At 73.0% G+C, this 26,860-nt stretch carries 26 protein-coding genes; 10 read left to right on the top strand and 16 right to left on the bottom strand.

Annotation, left to right across the window (positions count from 1 at the left end; genetic code table 11):
* Positions 1 to 23 precede the first annotated feature (23 nt).
* A complete protein-coding gene (locus SGUI_RS15215) occupies positions 24 to 917 on the bottom strand; it encodes a universal stress protein (protein ID WP_066641671.1) in 894 nt (297 codons plus the stop codon).
* A 109-nt stretch (positions 918 to 1,026) separates the two neighbouring features.
* Here SGUI_RS15215 and SGUI_RS15210 point away from each other — a divergent pair, with 109 nt between their 5' ends.
* A complete protein-coding gene (locus SGUI_RS15210; protein WP_066641670.1) occupies positions 1,027 to 3,246 on the top strand; it encodes an NADP-dependent isocitrate dehydrogenase in 2,220 nt (739 codons plus the stop codon).
* Positions 3,239 to 4,489 (top strand): MFS transporter, encoded by a 1,251-nt coding sequence (locus SGUI_RS15205; protein ID WP_066641669.1) that lies wholly within the window; start codon positions 3,239 to 3,241, stop codon positions 4,487 to 4,489. Before SGUI_RS15210 ends, SGUI_RS15205 begins: the two co-directional genes overlap by 8 nt.
* Positions 4,490 to 4,516: 27 nt before the next feature.
* Here SGUI_RS15205 and SGUI_RS15200 read toward each other — a convergent pair whose 3' ends face one another.
* Positions 4,517 to 5,026, bottom strand: coding sequence for a mycothiol transferase (locus SGUI_RS15200; RefSeq protein ID WP_066641668.1), 510 nt, complete (start codon positions 5,024 to 5,026; stop codon positions 4,517 to 4,519).
* A 58-nt stretch (positions 5,027 to 5,084) separates the two neighbouring features.
* Between SGUI_RS15200 and SGUI_RS15195 the strand changes: the two genes are divergently transcribed.
* Positions 5,085 to 5,489, top strand: coding sequence for a YjbQ family protein (locus SGUI_RS15195; protein ID WP_066641666.1), 405 nt, complete (start codon positions 5,085 to 5,087; stop codon positions 5,487 to 5,489).
* Positions 5,490 to 5,517: 28 nt separating this feature from the next.
* On the opposite strand, the gene SGUI_RS15190 is transcribed toward SGUI_RS15195, so the two are convergent.
* Positions 5,518 to 6,342 (bottom strand): transporter substrate-binding domain-containing protein, encoded by an 825-nt coding sequence (locus tag SGUI_RS15190; RefSeq protein ID WP_066641664.1) that lies wholly within the window; start codon positions 6,340 to 6,342, stop codon positions 5,518 to 5,520.
* 121 nt (positions 6,343 to 6,463) lie between these two features.
* Between SGUI_RS15190 and SGUI_RS15185 the strand changes: the two genes are divergently transcribed.
* From SGUI_RS15185 to SGUI_RS15175, 3 genes are read left to right on the top strand one after another with little or no spacing between them, the layout of a single operon-like run.
* Positions 6,464 to 7,162 carry an Ltp family lipoprotein gene (locus SGUI_RS15185; RefSeq protein WP_066641662.1) on the top strand — a complete coding sequence of 233 codons (699 nt, stop codon included), beginning with the start codon at positions 6,464 to 6,466 and terminating at the stop codon, positions 7,160 to 7,162.
* Between the two features lie 31 nt (positions 7,163 to 7,193).
* Positions 7,194 to 8,546 (top strand): MFS transporter, encoded by a 1,353-nt coding sequence (locus SGUI_RS15180; RefSeq protein ID WP_066641658.1) that lies wholly within the window; start codon positions 7,194 to 7,196, stop codon positions 8,544 to 8,546.
* Positions 8,543 to 9,973, top strand: coding sequence for a pyridoxal phosphate-dependent decarboxylase family protein (locus SGUI_RS15175; RefSeq protein WP_066641657.1), 1,431 nt, complete (start codon positions 8,543 to 8,545; stop codon positions 9,971 to 9,973). The genes SGUI_RS15180 and SGUI_RS15175 overlap by 4 nt, the downstream gene beginning before the upstream one ends.
* A 13-nt stretch (positions 9,974 to 9,986) precedes the next feature.
* On the opposite strand, the gene SGUI_RS15170 is transcribed toward SGUI_RS15175, so the two are convergent.
* Entirely contained in the window at positions 9,987 to 11,429 is a 1,443-nt protein-coding gene (locus tag SGUI_RS15170) for an MFS transporter (protein ID WP_237141382.1), read from the bottom strand.
* A 258-nt stretch (positions 11,430 to 11,687) separates the two neighbouring features.
* Here SGUI_RS15170 and SGUI_RS15165 point away from each other — a divergent pair, with 258 nt between their 5' ends.
* Positions 11,688 to 12,074: a hypothetical protein gene (locus SGUI_RS15165; RefSeq protein WP_083190727.1), complete on the top strand. Its 387-nt coding sequence runs from the start codon at positions 11,688 to 11,690 to the stop codon at positions 12,072 to 12,074.
* A gap of 21 nt (positions 12,075 to 12,095) precedes the next feature.
* Here the strand turns inward: SGUI_RS15165 and SGUI_RS15160 are convergent, their stop codons facing one another.
* On the bottom strand, positions 12,096 to 12,362 hold the full coding sequence (locus SGUI_RS15160; protein WP_066641656.1) for a helix-turn-helix transcriptional regulator: 267 nt from the start codon (positions 12,360 to 12,362) through the stop codon (positions 12,096 to 12,098).
* A gap of 48 nt (positions 12,363 to 12,410) precedes the next feature.
* Between SGUI_RS15160 and SGUI_RS15155 the strand changes: the two genes are divergently transcribed.
* On the top strand, positions 12,411 to 13,085 hold the full coding sequence (locus tag SGUI_RS15155; protein ID WP_083190726.1) for a M24 family metallopeptidase: 675 nt from the start codon (positions 12,411 to 12,413) through the stop codon (positions 13,083 to 13,085).
* Between the two features lie 24 nt (positions 13,086 to 13,109).
* Here SGUI_RS15155 and ychF read toward each other — a convergent pair whose 3' ends face one another.
* On the bottom strand, positions 13,110 to 14,195 hold the full coding sequence (ychF, locus tag SGUI_RS15150) for a redox-regulated ATPase YchF (RefSeq protein WP_066641655.1): 1,086 nt from the start codon (positions 14,193 to 14,195) through the stop codon (positions 13,110 to 13,112).
* Between the two features lie 44 nt (positions 14,196 to 14,239).
* On the opposite strand from ychF, the gene pdxY reads away from it, so the two are divergent.
* Positions 14,240 to 15,106: a pyridoxal kinase PdxY gene (gene pdxY, locus SGUI_RS15145; protein WP_066641653.1), complete on the top strand. Its 867-nt coding sequence runs from the start codon at positions 14,240 to 14,242 to the stop codon at positions 15,104 to 15,106.
* A gap of 12 nt (positions 15,107 to 15,118) precedes the next feature.
* Here the strand turns inward: pdxY and SGUI_RS15140 are convergent, their stop codons facing one another.
* The 10 genes from SGUI_RS15140 to SGUI_RS15095 all read right to left on the bottom strand — a co-directional run bounded on the left by SGUI_RS15140 (position 15,119) and on the right by SGUI_RS15095 (position 25,384).
* Positions 15,119 to 16,612, bottom strand: coding sequence for a GntP family permease (locus SGUI_RS15140; RefSeq protein WP_066641651.1), 1,494 nt, complete (start codon positions 16,610 to 16,612; stop codon positions 15,119 to 15,121).
* Positions 16,609 to 17,574, bottom strand: coding sequence for an alpha/beta fold hydrolase (locus SGUI_RS15135; protein ID WP_237141381.1), 966 nt, complete (start codon positions 17,572 to 17,574; stop codon positions 16,609 to 16,611). The genes SGUI_RS15140 and SGUI_RS15135 overlap by 4 nt, the downstream gene beginning before the upstream one ends.
* On the bottom strand, positions 17,571 to 18,305 hold the full coding sequence (locus tag SGUI_RS15130; RefSeq protein WP_066641649.1) for a 3-hydroxybutyrate dehydrogenase: 735 nt from the start codon (positions 18,303 to 18,305) through the stop codon (positions 17,571 to 17,573). Before SGUI_RS15130 ends, SGUI_RS15135 begins: the two co-directional genes overlap by 4 nt.
* Positions 18,302 to 18,937 carry a TetR/AcrR family transcriptional regulator gene (locus SGUI_RS15125; protein WP_066641648.1) on the bottom strand — a complete coding sequence of 212 codons (636 nt, stop codon included), beginning with the start codon at positions 18,935 to 18,937 and terminating at the stop codon, positions 18,302 to 18,304. The genes SGUI_RS15130 and SGUI_RS15125 overlap by 4 nt, the downstream gene beginning before the upstream one ends.
* Positions 18,934 to 20,502 carry a class I adenylate-forming enzyme family protein gene (locus SGUI_RS15120; protein ID WP_066641647.1) on the bottom strand — a complete coding sequence of 523 codons (1,569 nt, stop codon included), beginning with the start codon at positions 20,500 to 20,502 and terminating at the stop codon, positions 18,934 to 18,936. Before SGUI_RS15120 ends, SGUI_RS15125 begins: the two co-directional genes overlap by 4 nt.
* Positions 20,499 to 21,653, bottom strand: coding sequence for a branched-chain amino acid ABC transporter permease (locus SGUI_RS15115; RefSeq protein ID WP_066641643.1), 1,155 nt, complete (start codon positions 21,651 to 21,653; stop codon positions 20,499 to 20,501). Before SGUI_RS15115 ends, SGUI_RS15120 begins: the two co-directional genes overlap by 4 nt.
* Entirely contained in the window at positions 21,650 to 22,525 is an 876-nt protein-coding gene (locus SGUI_RS15110; RefSeq protein WP_066641641.1) for a branched-chain amino acid ABC transporter permease, read from the bottom strand. Before SGUI_RS15110 ends, SGUI_RS15115 begins: the two co-directional genes overlap by 4 nt.
* Entirely contained in the window at positions 22,522 to 23,361 is an 840-nt protein-coding gene (locus SGUI_RS15105; RefSeq protein WP_083190725.1) for an ABC transporter ATP-binding protein, read from the bottom strand. Before SGUI_RS15105 ends, SGUI_RS15110 begins: the two co-directional genes overlap by 4 nt.
* Entirely contained in the window at positions 23,358 to 24,098 is a 741-nt protein-coding gene (locus SGUI_RS15100) for an ABC transporter ATP-binding protein (protein WP_066643500.1), read from the bottom strand. Before SGUI_RS15100 ends, SGUI_RS15105 begins: the two co-directional genes overlap by 4 nt.
* Positions 24,099 to 24,163: 65 nt before the next feature.
* Positions 24,164 to 25,384 (bottom strand): substrate-binding domain-containing protein, encoded by a 1,221-nt coding sequence (locus SGUI_RS15095; RefSeq protein WP_066641639.1) that lies wholly within the window; start codon positions 25,382 to 25,384, stop codon positions 24,164 to 24,166.
* A 221-nt stretch (positions 25,385 to 25,605) separates the two neighbouring features.
* On the opposite strand from SGUI_RS15095, the gene SGUI_RS15090 reads away from it, so the two are divergent.
* Positions 25,606 to 26,859, top strand: a complete 1,254-nt coding sequence (locus SGUI_RS15090) for a DNA recombination protein RmuC (protein WP_066641637.1) — start codon at positions 25,606 to 25,608, stop codon at positions 26,857 to 26,859.
* The last annotated feature ends 1 nt before the right edge of the window (position 26,860 follow it).

Raw genomic sequence — 26,860 nt, 5'->3', positions numbered from 1 at the left:
TGCCCCAGGGCCCGCAGGAGCTCTCAGGGGGCCCGGGAGACGATCACCGGGCAGGGGGCGCTGCGCATGAGCCGCTGGCTGACCGATCCCAGCAGCCATCCGCGGATGCTCCCGCGACCACGGCTGCCGACGACCAGGGCGTCCCACCCCCGGGCCGCCTCCAGCAGCGTCGGCACGACCGCTCCGCGACGCACCTCCCACTCCACCGGGACGTCGGGGTATGCCTCGACCGCCGGCTGCAGCACCCGCACCAGCGCCTCGGCGTGGCGACGCTCCACCGCGGCCCACTCCGGGCTGTCCGGCTCCGTCACGACATACCCGTCGACCACCTCGAGGAACCAGGTGGTGAGCGCGGTCACCGAGGCCCCGGTCAGCTCGCCCAGCGCGAGCGCCGCCCGGGCGGCCCGCGCGCTGTCGTCGCTGCCGTCCAGCCCCAGCCCGACCACGCCGTGGTCGAGCGAGTCGACCTGCACCCCGGCGTTGACGACCGCGACCGGGCGGCGTGCGTGCGCGGCGACGCCGAGCGAGGTGCTGCCGAGCACGAACTCCTCGAGCGCCCCGCGGGCGCCCGTCCCCACGACGAGGAGCGCGGCGTCGTCCTGGTGCGCGAGCAGGGCCGCGGTGGGCGAGCCGCGGGAGACGTCCGTGCGCACGGTGACGCCGAGCCGCTCCCCGAGCGCCGCCGCGTGCTGCTCCAGCTCGGCGACCAGCTCCTCCTCGGCCTCCAGCACCGAGGTGACCGCCACCGCCTCCCCGCCGGCCATCCGCGCCGCGAGCGCCTCCGGCTCGCTCGCGTGCACCACGACCAGCTCGGCGCCGGTGCGCCGGGCGGTGCGTCCCGCCCACTCCAGGGCCACGTCGTCCACGCCCACCCCGGCCACGCCCACGACGACCGGGTGCTCCAGTCGTGCCACCACTGCCATCACCTCAAGCCACGTCGCTGCGAAGAGTGCCTCCAGCCTACCGCCGCCGCGCCCGTAGACTCGGCTCCTGAAACGTCCCGACCGCACCTGACCAGGGAGAAGCATGTCCACGATCATCTACACCCGCACCGACGAGGCCCCGCTGCTGGCGACGTACTCGCTCAAGCCGATCATCGAGGCCTTCGCCGGGGCGGCGGGGATCGAGGTGGAGACGCGCGACATCTCGCTGGCCGGCCGCATCCTGGCCCAGTTCGCCGACCGCCTCCCCGCGGAGCAGCAGGTGGGCGACGCCCTCGCCGAGCTGGGCGAGATGGCGACCACCCCCGAGGCCAACATCATCAAGCTGCCCAACATCTCGGCCTCGGTGCCCCAGCTCAAGGCGGCCATCGCCGAGCTGCAGGGTCAGGGCTACGACCTCCCGGACTACCCCGAGTCCCCGGGGACCGACGACGAGCGCGACGTCCGCGCCCGCTACGACAAGGTCAAGGGCTCGGCCGTCAACCCGGTGCTGCGCGAGGGCAACTCCGACCGGCGCGCCCCCGAGGCGGTCAAGACGTATGCCCGTGCCTACCCCCACTCGATGGGCGAGTGGAGCAGCGACTCCCGGACCCGGGTCGCCACGATGGACGCGGGCGACTTCCGGCACAACGAGTCCTCGGTCGTCGTCGACGCCGAGGACACCCTGAGCATCCGGCACGTGGCCGCCGACGGCACCACGACCGTGCTCAAGGAGTCGGTGCCGGTGCTGGCCGGCGAGGTCGTCGACGCGACCTTCATGTCCGCGACCGCCCTGGAGGACTTCCTCGCGCAGACCGTCACCGCTGCGGCCTCCGACGACGTCCTGTGGTCGCTGCACCTCAAGGCCACGATGATGAAGGTCTCGGACCCGATCGTCTTCGGCCACGCCGTCCGCGTCTTCTTCGCCGACGTCTTCGAGAAGTACGGTGACGACCTCGCCGCCGCCGGACTGTCGCCCAACGACGGGCTGGGCGGCATCCTGTCCGGCCTGGACGCGCTCGGGGACGAGGCCGCCGAGGTCAAGGCGGCGATCGAGGCACGGCTCGTCGAGCTGCCCCGCCTCTCGATGGTCAACTCCCGCAAGGGCATCACCAACCTGCACGTCCCCAGCGACGTCATCATCGACGCCTCCATGCCGGCGATGATCCGCAACGGCGGCCAGCTGTGGGGTCCCTCGGACGAGACCGCCGACACCCTGGCCGTCATCCCCGACTCCTCCTACGCCGGGGTCTACCAGGCGGTCATCGACGACTGCAAGGCCCACGGCGCCTACGACCCGACGACGATGGGCACGGTGCCCAACGTCGGCCTCATGGCCAAGAAGGCCGAGGAGTACGGCTCGCACGACAAGACCTTCGAGATCGCCGGCGACGGCGCCGTCGAGGTGGTCGACGGCTCCGGCGAGGTGCTGCTCCGGCACGAGGTGGCGGCCGGCGACATCTGGCGCGCCTGCCAGACCAAGGACGAGCCGATCCGCGACTGGGTGCACCTCGCGGTCACCCGGGCGCGGGCCACCGGCGACCCCGCCGTCTTCTGGCTGGACGAGGAGCGGGCCCACGACCGCAACCTCATCGACAAGGTCAAGGCATACCTCGAGGAGGAGGACACCGACGGGCTGGACCTGCGCATCCTCTCCCCCGTGGACGCCACCACCCTCTCGGTGCAGCGGATCCGCGAGGGCAAGAACACCATCTCGGTCACCGGCAACGTGCTGCGCGACTACAACACCGACCTCTTCCCCATCCTCGAGGTCGGCACCAGCGCCAAGATGCTGTCGGTCGTGCCGCTGATGAACGGCGGTGGCCTCTTCGAGACCGGCGCCGGCGGCTCGGCCCCCAAGCACGTGCAGCAGCTGCAGGAGGAGAACTACCTGCGCTGGGACAGCCTGGGCGAGTTCCTGGCGCTGGCCGAGTCGCTGCGGCACCTGGCCGACCGGGACGGCAACGACAAGGCCCGCGTCCTCGGTGACGCGCTGGACGTCGCCACCGGGCGGGTGCTCACCGAGGGCAGGTCCCCCGCCCGCAAGCTGGGCGAGATCGACAACCGCGGCAGCCACTTCTACCTCGCGCTCTACTGGGCGCAGGCGCTGGCCGAGCAGACCGAGGACGCCGAGCTGGCGCAGCGCTTCGGCCCGGTCGCGCAGCAGCTGGGCGACCAGGAGACCGAGATCGCCGACGAGCTCGTCGCGGTCCAGGGCAGCCCGGTCGACCTGGGCGGCTACTACCAGCCGGACGACGCCAAGGCCTTCGCCGCGATGCGTCCCTCGGAGACCTTCAACGCCGTGATCGACGCCTTGCGTGACTGAGGGGCCGGGCGGCCGCACCGGGACGTCCGGGCGGCCGCTGCCCCACCTGGGTGCCCTCGCCCTCGTCGCGGTGGCCCTGGTCGCGGTCAACCTGCGTCCGGGGGCCACCTCGATCGGCCCGGTCCTGGCCGAGCTCGAGGCGGGCATCGGCCTGACCCCCACCGTCGCCGGCGTGCTCAGCGCGCTGCCCGGTCTGTGCTTCGGGGCCCTCGGCGCGCTGGCGGTGCCGCTCTCCCGACGCTGCGGCGTGACCGGCAGCATCCTGCTCGGCCTGGTCGTCGTCGTCGCGGGCCTGCTGCTGCGGGTCCTCACCGGGTCCACGGTCCTCTTCGTGGCGCTGTCCGGGCTCGCGCTGGGCGGGATGGCGGTCGGCAACGTGCTCGTGCCCGCGTGGATCAAGCGCCAGCCGGCGGACCGGGTGCGGCTCATGACGGTCTACGGCACCGGTCTCACGGTCGGTGGGGCCTCGGGCGCGGCGCTGGCGGCCCCGGTCGCCGCCGTCGCGGGTGACGGCGGGTGGCGTCCGTCGCTGGGCCTGTGGGGGCTGACGGCCGTCTCCGCGCTGCTGGTCTGGCTCCTCGTCGCGCGCCGGGAGCGTGGCACCGCCCCGGCCCAGGACGGCGGCGGGTCGGCGGGCCGGCTCCTGCGCTCGCCGACGGCGGTCGCGCTCACCGCGATGTTCGGCGTGCAGTCGATGAACGCCTACGTGCAGTTCGGCTGGCTGCCCGAGATCTACCGCGACGCGGGCCTGTCGGCTCCGGCCGCCGGCCTGCTCACCGCCCTGCTCACCGGTCTCGGCGTCGTGGGCGGGCTGGTCATGCCCACCGTCATCGACCGGTCCCGGACGCTGGCGCCGTGGATGGTCGCCTTCGGCGGTCTCGCGGTGCTGGGGTATGCCGGTCTGCTCCTCTCCCCCGCCAGCGTGCCCTGGCTGTGGTCGGGGCTGCTGGGGCTGTCCGGATGGGCCTTCCCCACGGTCATCGCCCTCATCAACGCCCGCAGCCGGCACCCCCAGGTCACGGCGCGGCTGTCGGGCTTCGTGCAGCCGGTCGGCTACCTGCTCGGCGCCGCCGGCCCGTTCCTCGTGGGTCTCATCCACGCCTGGACCGGGGACTGGCGGCTGGTGCTGGTCCTGCTCGCGCTCAGCGGCGTGGCGCTCACGCTCACCGGTCTGCGGGTGTCCCGGCCGGTCTTCGTCGACGACGAGATGGGCCCGGCGGACCCCGGCGGCGCCCCGGCCTGAGCCCCACCGACCCGCTGCGGGTGGCCGTCAGGCTCGCTGCGCCAGGCCCTTGACGTACTCGGCCTGCCCCAGGTGCTTGATCGCGTCCTCGAGCACCGAGAACACCCGCACCCCCACGGTGACCGGCGGGTCGAAGGAGTCGTCGAGCACCCGCTCCATCTCCTGCGCGTCCAGCCCGGCGACCAGGCGACGCGTGAGCTCGTGGACGGCACCGGCATACCCCACGAGCAGGTCCGGGTCGCTCAGCTCGAACCGGCCGACCTCCTCGGGGTCCTGGCCGTAGCCCATCGCGTCCGGCGGGTAGGGCAGGTCGAGACGCTCGCTCCACCCCTGGTCCCACGCCTGGTCCTCGCCCGAGAGCTGGGCGAGCTGCGCGTCCTGCTGCCGGAGCAGGTGCCAGAGCAGCCAGCCCACGGGGTTGGCCTCGTCGTCCGGCCGCCACCGCAGCTGCTCGGGCGACATCCCGTCGAGCACGGCACCCACCCCCTCCTCCACGCGGGAGAAGCCGTCGGCGAGCAGGTCCTGGAAGGTGTCCATAGGCAGCACGGTAGCCCTGCCCCCTGACAGGCTCCGGGTGATCGGCGATGCTGGAGGCATGCAGACCACCACGTTGAACGTCCGGACGGGAGGCGAGGAGGTCGTCCTCGACCTCACCCGTGAGTGCGAGGGCTTCGTGTCGGGACGGGGCGACGGGCTGCTCCACGTCTTCGTCCCGCACGCGACCGCCGGGCTGGCGATCATCGAGACCGGCGCGGGCTCCGACGACGACCTGCTCGCGGCCCTGGGCGACCTGCTGCCGGCCGACGACCGGTGGCGGCACGCGCACGGCGCGCGCGGCCACGGCCGGTCGCACGTCATGCCCGCGGTCGTCCCTCCCTACGCCACCGTCCCCGTCGACGGCGGGCGGCTGGCGCTCGGCACCTGGCAGAGCATCTGCATCGTCGACCTCAACGTCGACAACGCCGAGCGGACGGTCCGGCTGGACTTCCTCGAGGGCTGACCGGGGACGCGCTCCGCGCACCGCCCGGTCACTCGTCCTCCGGGAGGGACAGGTCGACGTCCCCCACCCAGGGCTCGGTGATGGCGTCGTAGGTGCCGTCGCCCTTGGCCATCGTGAGCCACTGGTCGACGTACTCCTTGAGGACGACGTCGCCGCGCGGCAGGAGGTAGGCCTTCTCGAAGTAGTCGAAGGGCTCGTCCGGGTTCGTCGGGCACAGCTCGCCCTCGTACTCGTGCGCGACGTAGAGCACCTCGGAGCGGTCCGTGGTCATGACGTCGGCCCGGCCCTCGACGATCTCGTCGAAGATCGTGAGGTTGTCGTGGGTGACGAGGTCGCCGTCGGGGTAGTTCTCCTGCGCGAAGACCTCGTTGGTGCCGCCGCTGGGCATGATCGAGGTGACGTCGGGGTCGTTGATCTGCTCCACCGTGCGGTACTTGTCGACGTCCTCGCACCGCGCGATGGGGGTCTTGCCGTCGGCCATGACCGCCTCCGAGAAGAAGGCCTGCTGCGCCCGCTCGGTGCTGATCGAGATGCCTCCCACCGCGATGTCGCAGTCCGCGAGGAAGTCCTCCATGAGGGTGTCCCAGCTGGTCTGCACGAACTCCACCTCGACGCCGAGGCTGTCGGCGAGGTCGCGGGCCATGTCGACGTCGATGCCCGAGAACTCGCCGCTGTCCGCGTCCAGCTCGGTGAACGGCGGGTAGTCGCCGGTCGTGCAGACCTGCAGGCTGCCCTCCTCGAGGATCGTGTCGAGCGCCGAGGCGCCGGTGTCCTCGTCCCCGCCCGAGCATCCGGCGAGCGCCAGCGCGGCGACCCCCCAGACCATGACCTGTCCTCGACGTGTGATGCGCATGGGCCGATCCTGGCACGCCCGGGCGGCCGGCCGACGGACGTCGCTTCGCGAAGAACACCGTGCCGACGTGACGTATCGTCCTGCACGATCTCACCCATGGTCTCGATGAGGAGAACGACACATGGCACCGAGACGCCTGCCCTTCATCGTCACGCTCGTGACGGCTGTCGCCCTCGTGACGGGCTGTTCGGACGGGGAGGACTCCGGCACCGCCTCCTCGGCACCGACCGCCGAGGCCGACGCGGCGGTGGACCAGCGCGTGACGGAGGCCGAGCAGCGGGCCTCGGACGCGGAGGCACGTGTCTCCGAGCTCGAGTCCGAACTCGACACCGCTCGGCAACGGGCGGAGGAGGCCGAGACCCGGGCCGACGAGGCCGAGGGACGGGCCGACGACGCGGAGAGCAGGGCCGACGAGGCGGAGGCAGCCGCGCTGGCCGAGGGCGAGGAGGCGGCGGCACAGGCCCAGCAAGAGGCAGAGCAGCAGGAGGACGACCAGGGTTCGGACGATCCCGCCCCAGAGGCGAGCGGTCTGACCACCTCCCAGGAGAGTGCTGTGCGATCGGCGCAGGACTACCTTCAGTTCACGGCGTTCTCACGCACCGGCCTCATCGGACAGCTGGAGTTCGAGGGCTTCTCCACCGAGGACGCCACCTTCGCCGTCGACAGCCTCGACATCGACTACAACGAGCAGGCGGCCGCGGCGGCCGAGTCCTATCTCGAGTTCAGTGGCTTCTCGCGGCAGGGACTCATCGACCAGCTGGTCTTCGAGGGCTACACCCAGGAGCAGGCGACCTACGGGGTGGACCAGACCGGCCTCTGACCGTCGCCGGGCACCGCTAGGCTGACGCGCCATGCAGCAGCGCCTCCCCCGCCCCGTGCTGCTGGGGTATGCCGCCGGCAGCGTGGGCACCGGCGGCTTCAGCACCCTCCCCGGCCTGGTGCTGGCCTACTACCTCACCGACACCCTCGCCGTCCCGGCGCTGCTGGCCACGGTGGTCGTCGTCGTCCCCAAGGCCTGGGACGTCCTCATCGACCCGCTCGTCGGCGCGCACAGCGACCGCGAGGCCGCGGGGCCGGCCGGTCGGACGCGCCTCATGCTCTGGGGCGCGGTGACGCTCCCGCTCGGCTTCGTCGGGATGTTCGCGGTCCCGCCCGGCCTCGGGCCGGTGGGGGCGGGGGTGTGGGTCCTGGCCTGCTTCGTGCTGGCGACGACCTCCTTCTCCTGCTTCCAGGTGCCCTACATCGCGCTCCCGGCCGATCTCACCGACGACTACGGCGAGCGGACGCGGGTCATGGCCTGGCGGATCGCGACCCTCGCGCTGGCGATCCTGCTCGTCGGGGCCGGCGGCCCGGCGCTGCGCGACGCCGCCGGCGGCGGCCACGGGGGCTACCTCGTCATGGCGCTCGGCATCGCCGTGCTGCTCCTCGCCGGCATGCTCGCGACGGTCCTCGGCACCCGCCGCCACCTCAGCGCGACGCAGGCCGGACCGTCCACGTCCGCGCTCGAGGGCTACCGCTCCGGGCTGACCGCGTGGCGGGAGGAGCGGGCATACCGGACCCTGCTCTCGGTCTTCGTGCTCCAGGCGCTCGCGACCGGGGTGATGCTCGCCGCGGCGCAGTACGTCGCGACCTACACCCTCGGCGACCAGACCGCGCTCACCCTCCTCTTCGCGGCGCTCGTGGCTCCTGCGCTGCTGGTCATGCCGCTGTGGACCCGGTATGCCGCCCGTCGCGGCAAGGCGGGGGCGCTGCGGGCCGCGTCGCTCGTCTTCGCCGCCGCGGCCCTGGGTCTGGTGGTCCTGCTCTGGGCACCGGGGTGGTGGGTCTACCCCGTGGTGGGCGTCGCGGGGGTGGCCTACGCCGGGATGCAGCTCTTCCCGCTCGCGATGCTGCCCGACGTCATCAGCGCCGCCGGGCGCGAGCGCGGCGGGGCGATGAGCGGGCTGTGGACCGCCGGGGAGACCACCGGCCTGGCCCTCGGCCCGGTCCTCGTGCTCGTGCTGCTGGGGCTCACCGGCTTCCGCTCCAGCACGGCCGGCGAGCAGCTGGCCCAGCCCGGCTCCGCGACCGCCGCGATCGCCCTGGCCTTCTCGCTCGTCCCGGCGGTGCTCGTCGGGCTGAGCCTGCTGGTCCTGCGGCGCTACCCCGAGCCCGCGAGCCTCGCCCCGGCGACGGCGACCACGACGACGGAAGGACTCCCGTGACCCCTCCCGAACCCGAGGAGATCCTCGCCCGCCTCGACGCCTACCGGCAGGCGGACGCCCCGACCCACGGCGGCCGCGTCCTCAGCTACGTCTACGACAGCGGCCTCGCCGAGCTGGACGAGCTGGCCGCCGCCGCGGCAGCCCGGGTGCAGGCCGTCAACGCACTCGACCCGACGACCTTCCCGTCGGTGGCCCAGCTGCAGGCCGACGTCGTCGCCTTCGCCCGGGACGTCCTGGGCGGCGGCCCGGAGACGTCCGGCGCGGTCACCTCGGGCGGCACCGAGAGCATCCTGCTGGCCGTGCTCGCCGCCCGCAAGCGGTGGCGGGAGCGCCACCCGGGCAGCACCACGACGCCGCGCGTGGTCGCCCCGAGCACCGCCCACGCCGCCTTCCACAAGGCGGCCCACTACCTCGGCCTGGACCTGGTGCCCGTGCCGGTCGACCCCGCCGGCGGCACCCTCCCGGCCGCGCGGGTGGTCGAGCACCTCGACGAGGCGACCGCCCTGGTGGTCGCGAGCGCACCGGCATACCCGCACGGCGTGGTCGACCCGGTCGCGCAGATCGCCGGTGCCGCCGCGGAGCGCGACATCCCCTGCCACGTCGACGCCTGCGTCGGCGGCTTCGTGCTGCCGTGGTGGCCGGAGGCCGGCGCGTGGGACCTGTCCGTGCCGGGCGTGACGAGCATCAGCGCCGACCTGCACAAGTTCGGCTACGCCCCCAAGGGCGCCTCGGTCCTCCTCTTCGCCGACCCCGCGCTGGACCGCGCGCGCTACTACGCGCTCACCGACTGGCCCGGCTACCCCGTGGTCAACCCGACGGCGCTCGGCTCCCGCTCGGCGATGTCGCTGGCGGCGGCCTGGGCGGTCCTCACCCGCCTCGGGACGCAGGGGTATGCCGACCTCACCGACCGCGTGGTCCGCACTACCGCCGTGGTCCGCGAGGTGGTCGACGGCATCCGCGGGCTGCGCGTGCTCGGCGACCCGGTCGGCCCGCTGCTGGCGGTGGTGGCGGACCCCGAGGCCGACCACGCGGACCGGGTCGACCCGCACGCCTGGGCGGGTGCGGTCGCCCGGCGCGGCTTCGTGCTGCAGGGCCAGCCGGGGATGACGCAGACCGACGGCACGACGATCCCGCGATCGACGCACCTGACGATCACGCCGGTGACGTCCGGGGTGGCCGGCGAGCTCGCCGCCGCACTCGTCGCGGGGGCGGAGGACGTCCGCGGTCAGACGGGGGGCGTACCTGGGTCGGCTGCGCAGGGCGAGGTGCCCGTCCCGGACCCCGCCGACCTCGCGCGGCAGGCGCGGGAGACCGGGGAGCTGGACCTGGCCTCGGTGCTGGCGCTCATCGAGGCGCTCCCCCGGGAGCGCAGCGCGGCCCTGCTCGTGGACTTCCTGGCCGAGTTCACCGCGGCGCCACGGGACTGAGCGCCCGGCAGGCTCAGTCCTGGCTCTGCCGGCGCCGCCACCCGTCGAAGAGCGCCGCGCCCAGGGCGAGCAGCAGCAGCGCAAGTGCCGTGCCGATCGCGGCCCGCAACCCGTCGCCGGGGTCCTGGCTCGAGCCCGCGCCGAGCTGGTATGCCGTGACGAGCACCGCGGCGCCGATGGCCGAGCCGACGCGCTGACCGGTCTGCAGCGCCCCGCCGGCGGCGCCACCCATGCGCGGCGGCACCTCGGCCAGGGTGAGCGTGAAGTTGGGCGAGACGACCGCCCCTCCACCGAGGCCGGCGACGAGCAGCGGCAGCGCGAGCGCCGCCCAGAGCCAGGGGCGGTCCTGGGCGACGCCCGCCAGCAGGACCATGAGCACGAGGCCGGACATCATGACGACGAGGGCCCCGATGACCACGACGCGGCCCATGCGGGACACGGCGCGGCCGGCCCACGGCGAGGACACCGCCGAACCGATGGCGAAGGGGGTGAGCAGCAGCCCGGTCACCAGGGTGGAGTAACCCAGGCCGTCCTGCAGGTAGACCGAGAGCACGAGGAAGACCCCGGTGAAGCCGGTGAAGTAGAGCGTGCCGACGACGATGCCGTTGCCGTAGCCGGGCGTGCGGCGCAGCAGCGCCACGTCGAGCAGCGGTGCCCCGCCGGTGCGGGAGAGCCGGCGCTCGTAGGCCAGGAAGCCCCAGGCGAAGAGCGGCACGCCGACGAGCAGGGCCAGCGCCCAGGTGTCCCGCGACTCCAGGGCCACGACGGGCAGGAGCAGGCAGAGCACGGCGGCACCGAGGAGCACTGCACCCAGGAGGTCCAGCCGGGGGTCACGCTCCCCCGGCTCGGGGTCGGGCACCATCCGCGCGATCGCGACCAGCAGGACCAGCCCGATCGGCACGTTGACGAGGAAGATCCAGCGCCAGCCGCCGTCCTCCCCGGCGAGGGAGATGATGATGCCGCCGAGCACCGGACCGATGCCGGAGGCGACCGAGACCACGAGGCCGAAGAGACCGAAGGCCTTCCCGCGCTCGGCGCCGGTGAACAGCTCCTGGATGAGCCCGGTGTTCTGCGGCGCGAGCAGCCCGGCGGACATGCCCTGCACCAGCCGCGCCACCACGAGCACCCCGGCGCTGGGCGCCAGGCCGCACGCGGCGCTGGCGAGCACGAAGCCCGCCAGCCCGATGAGCATGAGCCGGCGCCGGCCCCAGGCGTCCCCGAGCCGGCCGCCGGTGACGAGGACCAGGCCGAAGGTGAGGGCATACCCGGACACGACCCACTGGATCGTGGACGCGGACGTGTCCAGCCCGCTGCGCATCGAGGGGATGGCGACGTTGACGATCGTCACGTCGAGCAGCGACATGAACCCGACGGCGAGGGTGACCGCCAGCATCCGCCAGCGTGCCGGATCCGGCTCGGGTGCGGCGTCGGTCTGGGTCTCCGGCTCAGCCGTCACGTCGCACCTGGGTCACCCGACCATGCTAGGTGGCGCCGCCGCCGACCGCCCGTCGAGCCGAGAATTCTCCCTCCGCCGCCGCCCGTCGCGGACCCGTCCACGAGCCCGTCGTCCTCCTCGAGCCGGTATGTCACTCGTGAGCCTCCTCGAACAGGCTCGCGAGTGACATACCGGCGTGCAGTGGACGACGCGCTCGGAGAACGCCCCGGCAGACCCGGATATCCTGGCCCTTCCCCCATGAGACCACGAAGGAGCACCATGCAGAACTCGTCGATGCCGCGCACCACCGTCGTCCTGGGCGTCCTGCTCATCGCGGTGGGGGTGATCGGCTGGCTCGCCGCCGGGATGTCGAGCTGGACCGCGCTCATACCCGCGATCCTGGGCGTCGTGCTCACGGTCTGCGGCGTGCTGGGCCGCAGCAACCCCAAGGTCTGGATCCACGCCGCGCTGCTGGTGGCGGTCATCGGCGCCCTCGGGACGCTGCGCAACGTGCTGGGTCTCGGCGACCTCGTCACGGGCGAGGCCGAGCGTCCGCTGGCGGTGATCTCCGGCACGATCAGCTTCGTGCTGCTGGTGGGGTATGTCGTGCTCGGCGTGCGCTCCTTCGTCGCCGTGCGCCGTCAGCGCCGGTCAGCCGTCAGCTGATGGTGAGCAACGGGTAGGGCGTCATACGCGGGAGACGTCGGCCGAGGGGGCGGTCACCTGACCCCACACGTCGTCGAGGGAGAGCCCGAGCACGCCCGCGAGGGCGGCGACCGTCGAGAACGCCGGCGTGGCCACCCGGCCCGTCTCGATCTTGCGCAGCGTCTCGGGCGACACGCGGGCGTCCAGCGCGACCTCGAGGATCGAGCGCTCGCCCCGGGCCTGCCGGAGCAGGGCGCCGAGGCGCCTGCCGCGTTCGATCTCCTCGGGCGCGAGCGGAAGTCTCACCATGACCCGGGATTCTAGTACCGGGATGATCTGACCGGTATAGTTATTGGGGTGATCGAGATCCTCACCCCCGCCCAGACGGACCAGGCGCGCCGGACCGGGCGCCTCGTCGGCGAGATCCTTCGGACCGTGAAGGCCCGCACCGACGTCGGCACCAACCTGCTCGACATCGACCGGTGGGCCCGGGAGATGATCCTCGGGGCCGGCGCGGAGTCCTGCTACGTGGACTACGCGCCCTCCTTCGGCAAGGGTCCGTTCGGGCACTGGATCTGCACCTCCGTCAACGACGCCGTCCTGCACGGGCTGCCGCACGACGACCGCCTGGCCGACGGTGACCTCCTCTCCCTCGACCTCGCCGTCAGCCTCCACGGGGTCGCCGCGGACGCTGCCATCAGCTTCGTCGTCGGCCGGCCCCGCTCCCCCGACGACCAGAGGATGATCGACACCACGCAGCGCGCGCTGGCCGCCGGCATCGCCGCCGCGCGACCGGGAGCCCGCGTCGGCGACCTGTCCCACGCCATCGGCACCGTCCTCTCCGGCGCCGGCTGCGTCCACCTGGCCGTCACCGCCGACCCCCTGGACCCCAGGAGGGTCAACAACTCCGAGGTATGGCGGGACCGGGCCGCCCTCGAGGCGTGGCGCCCGCAGGCGCACGCTCCGGAGCAGCCCGCGTTCGAGTCCGTCGAGATGGGCTTCTACGAGGCCCGGGCCGTCGACCCCCTGTGACCCAGTGACGCCGCGACGGCGGACCTACACGTTGAAGCGGAACTCCACGACGTCGCCGTCGGCCATGACGTAGTCCTTGCCCTCCATGCGCACCTTGCCGGCCTCCTTGGCCTTCACCATGGACCCCAGCTCGTCGAGCGCGTCGAAGCTGACGATCTCGGCCTTGATGAAGCCGCGCTCGAAGTCGGTGTGGATGACGCCGGCCGCCTGGGGCGCGGTCGAGCCCTTGCGGATCGTCCACGCCCGCGACTCCTTGGGCCCGGCGGTGAGATAGGTCTGCAGGCCGAGGGTGTCGAAGCCGACCCGGGCCAGCTGGTCCAGCCCCGGCTCCTCGACGCCCACCGACTCCAGCAGCTCGCGGGCCTCGTCCTCCTCGAGCTCGGCGAGGTCGGCCTCGAGCTTGGCATTCAGGTAGATCGCCTCGGCCGGCGCGACGAGCTCGGCCAGGTCGGCGTGCAGCGCCTCGTCGGTGAGCCCGTCCTCGTCGAGGTTGAAGACGTAGAGGAACGGCTTGGTCGTGAGCAGGCCCAGCTGCCGCGCGATCGCGACGTCCACCCCCGCGGCGGCACCCCGAGCATACAGGGTGTCGCCCGCCTCGAGGACCCCCTGCGCGGCGAGCGCGGTGTCGAGGACGGCCTTGTCGGTCCGCTTGCCCTTGACCTCCTTCTCCAGCCGCGGGATGGCGTTCTCCAGCGTCTGCAGGTCGGCGAGGACGAGCTCGGTGTTGATCGTCTCGATGTCGTCGCGCGGGCTGACCTTGCCGTCGACGTGCACGACGTCGTCGTCGCGGAAGGCGCGCACCACCTGGCAGATCGCGTCCGCCTCGCGGATGTTGGCGAGGAACTTGTTGCCCAGCCCCTCCCCCTCGCTCGCGCCGCGGACGATGCCGGCGATGTCGACGAAGCTCACCGTCGCGGGCAGCACCTTGGCGCTGGAGTGGATCTCCGCGAGCCGGTCCAGCCGCCCGTCCTTGAGCGGCACCACGCCGATGTTGGGCTCGATCGTCGCGAACGGGTAGTTCGCCGCGAGCACGGTGTTCTTGGTCAGCGCGTTGAAGAGCGTGGACTTGCCCACGTTGGGCAGGCCGACGATTCCGATGGTGAGTGCCACGGGGTCAGCAGTCTAGTGGTCGCCGGGGATGCGAAGATCGAGGTATGCGTTTCCTCTCGATCCAGAGCCACGTCGCCTACGGCCATGTCGGCAACTCCGCCGCCGTCTTCCCGCTGCAGCGCATCGGGCACGAGGTCTGGCCCGTGCTGACCGTGAACTTCTCCAACCACACCGGCTACGGCGAGTGGGGCGGCCCGCTCATCCCGGCCGACGACGTGCGGGCGGTCGTCTCGGGCATCGAGGACCGCGGCGTGCTGCCCACGGTCGACGGGGTGCTCTCGGGCTACCTGGGCGGCGAGGAGATCGTCGACGTCGTCGTCGACGCGGTGGCCCGGGTCAAGGCGGCCAACCCGGAGGCGACCTACACCTGCGACCCGGTCATGGGCAACGCCACCTCGGGCTGCTTCGTCGCCGACGCGATCCCGCCGCTCATCCGCGAGAAGGTCATCCCGCACGCCGACATCATCACGCCCAACCAGTTCGAGCTGGGCTACATGACGCACACCGAGCCGGAGGACCTGGAGTCCACGCTCGCCTCGGCCGACGCCGCCCGCGACCTCGGCCCGCGCACCGTGCTCGTCACCAGCGTGCTGCGCCCGGACCGCGAGGCGCAGCCGGACGGCGGCGAGACCATCGAGATGCTCGCCGTGGACGACGAGAGCGCGTGGATCGTCGCGACCCCACGGCTGCCGATCAAGGCCAACGGCTCCGGCGACGTCACCAGCGCCCTCTTCACCGCGCACTACCGCGAGACCGGCTCGGCGGCGACCGCGCTGGAGCGCACCGCGTCCAGCGTCTTCGACCTGCTCCAGGCCACCCTCGACTCCGGCGAGCGCGAGCTGCGGCTGGTCCAGGCGCAGGACGCCTTCGCCCAGCCGCGGATGCAGTTCAGCGCGCGGCAGGTGCGCTGAGGGGCATACCCCCTAGAAGGCGCCGAAGGCCGAGCCGAGCGCGACGACCACGGCGAGCGCGACCACGGGGATGACCACGGCCACCATCCCGACGTCCTTGTAGGACTGCTTGTGGGTCAGGCCGCAGATCGCCAGCAGGGTGATGACGGCGCCGTTGTGCGGCAGCGCGTCCATGCCGCCCGAGGCCAGCGTCGTCACCCGGTGCATGAGCTCCATGTCGATCCCGGCCGAGGCCGCCATCGACTGGAAGTCCTGACCGAGCGCCTCCAGAGCGATGCCCATGCCGCCCGAGGCCGAGCCGGTGATGCCGGCCAGCACGCTGACCGCGATCGCGGTCGAGACGACCGGGTTGTCCGAGGAGCCCATGATCGCGTCCCGGACCAGCACGAAGCCGGCGAGCGAGGCGATGACGGCGCCGTAGCCGACCTCGCTGGCGGTGTTCATGATCGGCAGGAAGGAGGCGGTGGTGCCGGAGTTGAAGCTCTTCTTCGGGTTGGCCAGGCGCCGCCAGTTGAGCACGAAGGCGAGAACCACCGCGGTGGCCAGCGCGACGATGAGCCCCCAGTTGCCCTGCACCATGGACAGCTCCGTCGCGCCGTACCGCTCCTCCGCGAGGTAGCTGGTGTCCATCATCGGGAAGACCACCCGCAGCAGGAGCAGGTTGAGCCCGATGACCACGAAGACCGGCAGGAAGGCGACCCACAGCGGCGGGAGGTCGCGCTCGCGGACGGCGGTGAGGGTGCCGCCGGCCTCCGGCTGGGTACCGGTGCCGTCCTCCCCGCGCGGTGCCGCGCCCGGACCCTCGTCGTCGCCGAGGTCGATGGTGAGCGCCGCGGAGTCGGCGCCGGTCGTCATGAGGGGACCGTCGTCATACCCCTCGCCCGCGGCGGCGGCCCTGCGGCTGCGCCAGGTCAGCCAGCCCACGCCGCCGGCGAACATGATGAGGCCGGCGATGATCCCCAGGCCCGGGGCCGCGAAGCCGTCGGTGCCGAAGTAGGGGTTGGGGATGGCGTTCTGGATCGCGGGGGTGCCGGGCAGCGCGGTCATGGTGAAGGTGAACGCGCCCAGCGCGATCGCGCCCGGGATGAGCCGCTTGGGCACCCGCGCCTCGCGGAAGAGCGCCGCCGCGATGGGGAACATCGCGAAGGCCACGACGAAGAGCGAGACGCCGCCGTAGGTGAGGATCGCGCAGGCCAGGACGACCGCGAGGATCGCCTTGTCGCCCCCGACCCGGCGCACCACCCACTCGGCGATCCGCAGCGCGGCGCCGGAGTCCGACATGACCTTGCCGAAGAGGGCACCCAGCAGGAAGAGCGGGAAGAAGCTGACGACGAAGTTGCCCATCGCCGGCATGAAGACCTGGGTGTACGTCGCGAGGATCGGCGCACCCGCGAAGATCACCGCGATGCTCGCCATGATCGGCGCGAGGACGATGACGTTGAGACCCCGGTAGGCCAGGACGATGAGCAGGGCCAGCGACAGCAGGATCCCGATGAGTCCGATCACGCGATCTCCCCTTCCAGGAGCGGCAGCAGCTGCCGCACGCCACGCTGCGCGAGCACGACGGTGTAGTGGTTGACGTCCTCGAGGGCGACCATGCGCAGCCGGGGCAGCCGGGAGGTCCAGTGCTCCCGGGCCGCGTCAGGGTAGAGCGGCGGCACCTCGTCCAGCAAGCCGCGTGGCGCGACGAGCCAGGTCGCCGGGTGCGTGAGGGCGTCGAGGGCGTGCTCCACCGAGGCGCCGTCGACGAGCTCGCGGATGTCCTCGGCCAGCGCCTCGGGCCGCGTGGCGGGCGTGAGCCCGGGCTCCTCACCGACCAGGTCGTAGTCGACGTAGGCGGTCGTGAACTCGTCCCACCCCGGGCCGAGGGCCGGGTGCTCGCGCCAGAACTCGTGGTATGCCTCCCGGCTGGGGAAGGTCATCCGCAGCCGGTCCGCGGCCGGGCCCAGCACCGCGGCCGCCATGTCCTCCGGCGCGACGCCCGGGGGCGGGAGCAGGGGCATACCCCCGTCGACGAGGAGAAGGGAACGCACCAGGTCGGGGTGCCGGTCGGCGAGGACGAGCGAGACGAAGGCGCCCATCGAGTGACCCACCGCGACGGCCTGGTCGACCCCGAGGTGGTGCAGGACCGCGGCGACGTCGTCGGCGTGCCGGGGCATGCCGTAGGGCGCGGGCAGGTCGCGGGAGCGGCCCCGGCCGCGCAGGTCGGGAGCCACGAGGCGCACGCCGGGCAGCGCCTGCGCCAGGGCGGCGAAGGACACATGCGAGGCGGTGATCCCGTGGACGAGGACCACGGTCGGGACCGCACCCTCGCTGTCCTCGGGCTCCCAGACCCCGACGTGGAGGTCTCCCCCGTCGACTGGGACGGCGACGCTGCGGTAGCGCTCGCCGAGGACGGCCTCGACCGAGGAGGGCAGGCTCTCGGTGCTCGCCGCGGTGGTCGTCTCTGGGCTTGTCTCGGCACTCACTGCGCTGTCCACCCGCCGTCCATCGTGTAGGACGTGCCGGTCACCATGCCGGCGTCGTCGGAGGTGAGGAAGGACACCAGGGCGGCGACCTCCTCGGGCTCGACGAGGCGCTTCACGGCGGAGCGGGTGAGCATGATCTTCTCGATCACCTCGTCCTCCCCGATGCCGTGCGTCTTCGCCTGGTCGGCGATCTGCTTCTCGACCAGGGGCGTCCGGACGTAGCCCGGGTTGACGCAGTTGCTCGTCACGCCCTGCTCGGCGCCCTCCAGGGCGATGACCTTGGACAGCCCCTCCAGCCCGTGCTTGGCCGAGACGTAGGCCGACTTGAAGGCCGAGGCGCGCAGGCCGTGCGCGGAGGAGACGTTGATGATCCGGCCCCAGCCACGGGCATACATGTGCGGCAGCGCGGCCCGGGCCAGCAGGAAGGGGGCCTCGAGCATGAGCCGGTGGATGAGCCGGAAGTCGTCGGGGACGAACTCGTGGACCGCGGCCACCCGCTGCACGCCGGCGTTGTTGACGAGGACGTCGCAGTCCACGTCGGCGTCCTCCAGCGCCGCCGTGTCCGACAGGTCCACGGTCCACGCCTCTCCCCCGAGCTCGCTCGCCAGGGACTGCGCGGCGTCCGCGTCCCGGTCGGCCACGACCACGTGCATCCCGTCGGCGGCGAGCCGACGCGCGACCGCGGCCCCGATGCCGCTCGCTCCTCCGGTGACGATCGCCCTGCGTGTCATGTGTGCTCTCCTTCGTCCGTCGTGGTGGGTGCCAGGGCACCCTCGATGAGCAGCATGAGCTGCTCGAAGACCGGTTCGGGGATCTGCCCGCCCTGCTCCCAGAGCACCCAGCGCATCCCGATGAGCTCGCCGGCACCCATGAGCGCCCAGGCCGCGACCATCGGGTCCAGACCACGGATCTGCCCCTGCTCCATCGCGCGGTCCAGGCCCGCGGCATACCCCGAGCAGATGTCGTCGTAGTGCGTGCGCATCACCTCGGGCGAGACGAACTCGGCCTGCCGGATGATGCGGTAGAGCGCGGGGTGCTCGGCGGTGAAGGCGAAGAACGCGCGGAAGCCGTCGCGCTCGGCCGTGAGCCGGTCCGGCGCCGCCGACGAGGCCTCGCTCATCGCCTGCCGCACCCGTCGCGACAGGTCGAGGACGACCTCGTCGAAGATCTCCTTCTTGCCGGTGAAGTGCACGTAGAACGTGCCCAGCGCGACCCCGGCGAGCTCGGTGATCCGCACGATCGAGGCGTCCGGGTAGCCGACGGTCGCGAAGACGTCCTCGGCCGCCTGCAACAGCCTGGCCCGGGTGCGGGCGCCCCGGGCGGTCCGCGGTGCGGGGCGGGCGACCGGGTCCTCGACGCTCATCGTTGCTCCTGCCGCTCGAGACGTTCCCGTGCCAGGGCCCGGACGGCCGGCTGGTCGTTCTTGCCGATCCCCACCTGCGGTATGTCGGGCACGGCCAGGATCCGCTCGGGCACCTTGAAGGCGGCGAGCAGCGCGCGGCAGTGCTCGCGCAGGTCGTGCTCGTCCGTCGCGACGCCGGGCCGCAGCACGACGAGCGCGACCCCGACCTCGCCCCAGCGCTCGTGCGGCAGACCGACGACCGCCGCCGAGGCGACCGCGGGGTGGCGCCGCAGCGCGGCCTCGACCTCCGCGGGGGCGACGTTCTCACCGCCGCTGATGTAGATGTTGCGCAGCCGGTCCACGATCTTGAGGTAGCCCTGCTCGTCGCGGGTGGCGACGTCGCCGGTCCACAGCCAGCCGTCGTGCATCACCTGCGCCGTCGCCTCCTCGTCGTGCAGGTAGCCGGTGAACAGCCCTGGGCCGCGCACCAGCAGCTCGCCGGTCCCGGCGCCCCGGACCCGCTCGCCGGTGGCCGCGTCGGCGAGGGCGACCTCGACGTGCGGGTAGGGCACGCCCGCCCACCCGGCACGGTCGGTGACCTCGTGCGGCGGCAGGCAGAGCACGTTGGGGCCGGCCTCGGTGAGCCCGTAGCCCTGGGTCAGCGCCACCCCGCGGGCGTGGAAGGTGCGCAGCAGGGGCGGCGGCATCGGGGCCCCGCCGACGACGGCGCTGCGCAGGGTGGACAGGTCGGCGTCCACGAAACCCGGGTGCTCGGCCAGCAGGAGGTACTGCGTCGGCACGCCCATCATCGTGCTCACCCGGTGCTCGCGGACCAGGCTCAGCACCCGGCCGGGGTCGAAGGTGCGCTCCAGCACCACGGTCGCACCGGTCCACCACGCGAGCAGCGGCTGGATGTTCCACCCGCCCGCGTGGAACTGCGGCAGCACGGCGAGCACCACGTCGCGCTCGGTGAGCTCCAGGGTCCGCGACAGCGAGAGGTTGGTCCACCAGCAGGTGCGGTGGGACAGGACCGCGGCCTTGGGTGCGCTGAGGCTGCCGGAGGTGAAGACGACGAGCAGGGCGTCCTCGTCGTCGACCGGCTCGGGGTCGACCGGCGCCCGTCCCGTCGCGGCGGACACGGTGCCCGGGCGCCCCAACTCGGTGAGGTATGCCGTCGGCACCGGGCAGGTGAGCCGCGCGGCGACCTCGTCGGCCAGGGCGCCGGTCTCCTCCTCGGTGGCGAGCAGCGCCGGGTCGAGCAGCTGCACCTGGCGCACCAGCTCCGGCGGCGTCAGCCGCCAGGAGAGCGGGCACAGGGCGGCGCCGACGCGGGCGCAGGCGAAGAAGAGCACGACGTGGTCGGCGCTGTTGCCGACCAGGGTGGCCACGCGCATACCCCTGCCGATGCCGGCACCGAGCAGCACCTGCGCCAGCCGCTCCACCCTGGCCTCGAGCTCGCCGTAGCCCAGCGCCACGCCGCGGTCGACGACCGCAGCGTGGTCCGGCGCGATGCGGGCGCGGTCGGCGGGCCACCGGCCGAGCGTGTGCAGCCCGTCCGTCCGCGCACCGGAGACCGGGGCCGTCATGGGCGCGCCGCCCCCACGCCCTCGTCCTGCCGCCGGTCGCCGTCCTCGATGTCGTCCACCTGCTCCACCCTGTCAGCACCCGGGTCCGCGCCGCCACGCGACGGTCGGCGTCCGCGCAGCCGGGTCACCGTCCCGGCGATGCCGCCGGGCAGGAACATGACGACGAGGACGAAGAGGGTGCCGAGGATGAACAGCGGCTCCGACAGCGGGATCCGCAGCACCGCGGGCAGGTCGTGGACCCACTCGGCCTGCGCCAGGACGGTGAGCCGCTGGTTGAGCAGGACGTAGAGCACGGCCCCGGTGACCGCGCCCCAGCGCGAGCCGACGCCGCCGATGACGACCATGAGCAGCAGCGAGATGGTGAACTCGGCGCTGACGATGGTGGGCACGGCGCCCGAGTTGAGCAGCAGGTGGACCATGCCCATCCCGATGGCGATGACCGAGGCGGCGACGAAGATGGCGAGCTTGACGACGAAGGGCCGCATCCCGAGGACCCGGACGCGCAGCTCGTTCTCCCGCACCGCCTCCGCGACGTGCCCGGCCCGGCTGCGCTGCACCCAGCTGGTCAGCAGGAAGGCCAGCACGAGGGCCGCGAGCGCCAGCCAGTAGAGGTTGCGGGTGTTGGCGACCCCGATGAGCGCGTCGGGCACGTGCTCGGTCGGCAGCCGCAGCCCCTCCTCGCCACCGGTGACCCGGCCCGGGTCGCGGCGGACCAGCACCGAGCCGGCCTGGGCGAAGGCCAGGGTGACCATCGCGAAGGGTATGCCGGTGACCCGCAGGCTGATCGCCCCGAGCAGGGTGGAGAAGACCACGCCGGCCACGAGCACGACGAGCACCGAGGGCACCAGCCCCAGGTCGAGCTCGGACATGACGATGCCGAGCACGTAGGCGCCGAAGCCGAAGTAGAGCGCGTGCCCGAAGGACAGCAGCCCGGCCACCCCGAGGAGCAGGTGGTAGGACAGCGCCAGCGCGGCCATGACCATGGCGAGCGCCATCAGGTGCAGCGAGCCGGGGGTGTAGGTCGGCCCCGGCAGCACCCCGGGCAGGTGGAGGTTGAGCAGCGGCAGGCAGGCCAGCAGCACCACGAGGGCGAGCGGCACCGCGGTGCCGACCCAGCTGCGGCGGGGCGTGGGTGTCGTCGGGCTGCTCATGCGCGCCTCCCCATGAGTCCGGAGGGTCGGGTGAGCAGCACCACGGCGAGCAGCACGACGACGGCGAGGTCACCGGTGCCCCAGAGGTAGTAGTTGGCGAACTGCTGCAGCAGCGCCACGAGGACCGACGCGATCGCCGCACCGGTGAGCGAGCCGAGGCCGCCGATGACGGTGACGATGAAGGCGAAGATGAGCAGCGTCTGGCCCAGCAGCGGGGAGACGTAGCCGAAGTAGTGGCTGGCCAGGACGCCGCCGAGCCCGGCCGCGATCCCCCCGATGGTGAAGACGAGGGTGAAGGCGGTGCGCACGTCGATGCCGAGCGCGGTGACCATGGCCCGGTTCTCCACCCCGGCGCGGATGATCATGCCGTAGCGGGTGCGCTGCAGGAAGAGCACCATGCCGAGCAGCACCAGGGCGGCGACGAGGATCGCCACGAAGCGGTCGTTGGGCACGTTGGCGCCGAGGATGTGCGTGGTCCGTCCCAGCCACGCCGGGCCGGAGATGAACTGCGGGTCGGTGCCCCAGATGCCGTCGAAGAGGGCGACGGCCGCAAGGCCGAGGCCGACGGTGACGAGCACCTGCTCGATGTGCCGCTCGTAGAGGCGCTGCACGAGCACCCGCTCGGTGAGCGCCGCGAAGACCGCCCCGGCGAGCGCGCCGACGAGCAGCGAGGCCGCGAAGCCGGTCCACGTCGTGGCACCGAGCCGGCTCGCCACCTCGAAGCCGAGGAAGGCCCCGAGCGACAGGAAGACGCCGTGCGCGAAGTTGAGGACGTGCATGAGGCCGTAGATGAGGGACAGGCCCGAGGCGACCAGGAAGTAGATCGCCCCCAGCCCGACCCCGGTGAACAGGAGCAGGACGACGGTGCTCACTCGGTGTGCTCCTCTCGGGTATGCCCGGCGCCGGCCTGGTCCCGGTCCTGGTCGTGGTCCTCGGTGGGGTCCGACCCGCCCTCGCCGTGGACCCCCAGCAGGCGCTGGGTGAGGGCGTCGTCGGCGAGGAACTCCTGCGCGGGGCCGTGGTGGACGCTGCGTCCGTCGGTGAGGACGACCGCGTGGTGGGCGAGCTCGCGGACGACCTGGAGGTTCTGCTCGACCAGGAGGATGGGGGCGACCTGCGCCGCGCGGGCGAGCACCTGGCTCACCTCCTGCACGAGCTTGGGGGCGAGCCCCTTGGTCGGCTCGTCCACGAGGAGCACCTGGTTGTCGTTGAGCAGGGCCCGGGCGAGGGAGACCATCTGCTGCTGCCCGCCGGAGAGCGTCCCGGCGGCCTGGGCGCCGCGCTGCTTCAGCTCCGGGAAGAGGTCGTAGACGAGGTCGTAGCGGTGCTCGCTGCCACGCCGCTCGGCCAGCCGCAGGTTGTCGGTCACGGTGAGGCCGGCGAAGACCTCGCGGTCCTCCGGCACGTAGCCGATCCCGAGCCGCACGATCTGGTGGGTGGGCAGGGGCACGAGGTCGGTGCCGGCGAGCTCGACCTCGCCCGCCCGGCCGATGAGGCCGAGGACGGCCTTGATCGTCGAGGTCTTCCCCACGCCGTTGCGCCCCAGGAGGGCGGTGACGCCGACGGGTGCGACGTCGAGGTCGACGTGCTCCACGACCTGCTGGCCGGCGACGTGGGCGGACAGCCCGCGCACGTGCAGGACGGGGTCGACGTCCTCGCTCCGCGCCGGTGCCTCGGTGAGGTCGCCGGTGGGCTGGGCGGGCGTCATACCGTCTCCCCCAGGTAGGCGCTCTGGACGGTCGGGTCGGCCATGACCGCCTCCGGGGTGTCCATCGCGAGCAGGTGGCCGAAGTGGAGCACGGCCACCCGCTCGACGACGCCGAGCAGGACCTCCATGTGGTGCTCCACCATGAGCACGGTGCATCCGTGGTCGCGGTGCAGGCCGCGGATGACCTCGGTGAGACCCGGGACGTCGCCCGAGGCGACGCCCGCCATGGGCTCGTCCAGGAGGACGACCTCCGGGTCGGTCGCGAGGAGCATGGCGATCTCCAGCTTGCGCTTGTCGCCGTGCGGCAGGTCCCCGGCGCGGTGCTCCGCACGGTGGCCGAGGCCGACCTCCTCGAGCAGCGCGGTGGCGCGGCGGGACGCGGCGTCACCGCGTCGCGGGAAGGAGAAGAGGGAGATGGCGCGGCCCTCGGTGACCTGGGCGGCCAGCCGGGCGTTCTCGTGCACGCTGAGCCCGGGGAAGAGCGAGGAGGTCTGGAAGGTCCGGCCCAGGCCGGCCACCGCGCGCTGGGTGATGCCCGACCGGGTGAGGTCCCGGCCGCCGAGCAGCACCTGGCCCGAGGTGGGCGCGAGCACGCCGGAGATGAGGTTGAACAGCGTGGTCTTGCCGGCGCCGTTCGGGCCGATGACGCCGACGATCTGGCCGCGCGGCACGGTGAGGCTGATGTCCTCCAGGATCTGGGCGCCGCCGATGCGCAGCGAGAGATCCCGGACCTCCAGGGCGGGGGCGGGGGCGGAGCTCTCCGCCCCCGCGTCCCGGCCCTGGACCGGGCTGTGCTGCTCCGTCACTCGCCCGAGGCCTCCGGCGGGGCGACCTCGTCCGCGGGGACCGTGTCGATGACCTCGGGGACCCAGGTGTCGCCGTCCTGCACCAGGCGGGCGGTGAACATGTCCTGCACCAGCGCGTGGTCGCCCTCGCGGACGGTCGTCGTGCCCTTCGGCCCCTCGAACTCCCAGCCCTCGAGCGCGTCGATCATGCCGTCGACGTCGTCGCCGCCCTCGGCCACGGCGTGCACGATCATCTGCCCGGCGACGAAGCCGTCGACGGTGAACAGGTCGGGGGTGCCGCCCGCCTCGGTGACCGAGTCGACGAGGGCCTGGTTGACCTCGTTGTCGGTGGCGCCGGGGAAGTAGTGCGAGAGGAAGGAGATCTGCTCGCCGGCGTCGCCGTAGGCGGCGAAGGTCGCCGAGTCGGCGAGCCCGGTGACCACCGGGGCCGCGTCGAAGACGTTCTGCTGGGTGAGCGACTGCCACATGTTGCCGGCGGTGGCCCCGGCCCAGGCGACGAAGATGAGGTCCGGCTCCTCGTCGACCACCTGGCGGGCGAAGCCGGTGAACTCGGTGGCGTCCTCGGGCACCAGCACGCTGGCGACCTCCGCGCCCTCGGCGCCCAGGACCGCCTCGACGGCGGCCAGGTTGCCCTGCCCGAAGGCGTTGTCCTGGGCCAGGACCACGACCTTGCCCGAGCTGTCGTCCAGCATCGCGCCGGCGGTCGCGACGTCCTGGTAGGACTGGCGGCCGGAGCGGAAGGTGAACTCGTTGGTGCCGGTGATTGCGTCCGTCGCGGCCGGGCCGGAGATGTAGAGGACCTCGTTCTGCGCGGCCTGCTCGGCCATGGCGGTGGCGATGCCGGAGACGACCGTCCCGCCGAGGATCCGGTAGTCCTGACCGATGAGGTCCTTGGCCGCGGCCACGGCCGTGTCCGGGTTGCCCGCGTCGTCGCGGTACTCCACCTCGATGGTGGTGCCGTCGACCTCGCCGGTGCCGTCCGTGGCGTAGTCGATGCCGGCCTCCAGGCCCTGGCGGTACTGCTCGCCGTAGGCCGCGAGCGGCCCGGTCTCGGAGTAGATGATGCCGACCTGGGCGGTGCCGCCGCCCTCGCCGCCGTCGTCGCCGCCACCGCCGCTGTCGTCGCCACCCCCGTCCGTGCTCGGGGCGCAGGCCGAGAGGGTCAGCGCCGCAGTGGCGGTGAGGACGGTGAGCAGGCGGACGGGCCGTGCGTTCACGGGAACACTCCTTCGTGCGGTCCAACATGAAAGGTGATTCATGTTTCGCCCTCGAAGGTAGATCAGGCCCTCCGGCGGTGTCAACGCGGGACCCGCCGCGTGTCCGCGCTCGTGACCGGATCGTGACCGGACACCCTTTCTGTCCGCGCCCAGCCCGACCGGACACCCCCCGGTGACGTGTGGACCGAGGTATGTCGGTGGCTGGCGCGAGGGTGTCGTCCATGAACGAGCAACTGACCTTGGGCGCGGTCCTGCCCCTGCTGCTGGCGCTGCTGCTCGGCCTGCTCCTTGGCTGGCTGCTGGCCCGCAGCGCCGCGGCGGCCCGGTCGGCCCGGAGCGAGACCGAGATGGCGCTGGTGCGCTCCTCGAGGGACCGGGCCCACGCAGAAGCCGCCGAGCTGCGGCAGGAGGTCGAGGGGCTGATGTCGCGCGAGAACCACGACACGCGCACCGCTGCCGAGCTCGCGCCGTTGCGCTCCGCCCTGGACCGGGTCGAGCAGCAGGTGCGGAGCCTGGAGCGCGACCGGGTCGAGCACTTCGGCCAGGTCGGCGAGCACCTGGACCAGGTCGCCGCCCAGACGCGGGCCCTGCGCGAGCAGACCGCCGCGCTCTCCGGCGCCCTGTCCGCCTCGGGGACGCGCGGGACCTGGGGGGAGGTGCAGCTGCGCCGGGTCATGGAGCACGCGGGCATGCTGGCCCGCTGCGACTTCGACGAGCAGGTGAGCGCGATCAGCCGGCACGACGCGCGGGTCCGGCCGGACGCCGTGGTCCGGCTGCCGGGCGACAAGGTGCTCGTGGTGGACAGCAAGGCGCCGTTGTCGGCCTTCCTGCGCGCGCAGGCCCCGGACCTGACCGGCGACGAGGTCGACCGGCTGCTGCGCGATCACGCCGGCGCGCTGCGGACGCACGTGGACGCCCTGGCCGGCAAGGACTACTGGTCCGCCTTCACCACGTCCCCGGAGCTCGTCGTCTGCTTCGTCCCGAGCGACGCCGTGCTCGCCGCGGCTCTGCGGGCCGCACCGGACCTCTACGACCACGCGCAGTCGCGCAAGGTGGTCCTCGCCTCCCCCGCGACGCTGCTGGCGGTGCTGCGGGCGACGGCCCTCGCCTGGCAGCAGGACTCGCTGGCCGGCAACGCCCGCGAGCTGCTCGCCCTCGGCACCGAGCTGCACCAGCGGCTCGGCACGGTCGGGCGGCACACCCGGGCCCTGGGGTCGGCGCTGCGCCGCTCGGTCGAGACCTACAACCAGCTCGTCGGCACCCTGGAGTCCCGGGTCATGGTGACCTCACGACGGATGAGCGAGCTCGGGCTCACCGAGTCCGCGCCCGAGGCCCTGCCGACCCTCGAGACCGCTCCGCGCCCGGTCGCGCAGGACTGGCTGGCCGTCGAGCTCGACGAGGGGACCCCGGGGCGCCCGGCGGAGGTCGACGTCACCGACGAGCCCCCGGCCACGAGGAGCCGGCGGGCCGGCTGAC

The sequence above is a fragment of the Serinicoccus hydrothermalis genome, from assembly GCF_001685415.1.
Classification (GTDB): Bacteria; Actinomycetota; Actinomycetes; order Actinomycetales; family Dermatophilaceae; genus Ornithinicoccus; species Ornithinicoccus hydrothermalis.
This window is presented reverse-complemented; position numbering and strand designations above follow the sequence as displayed.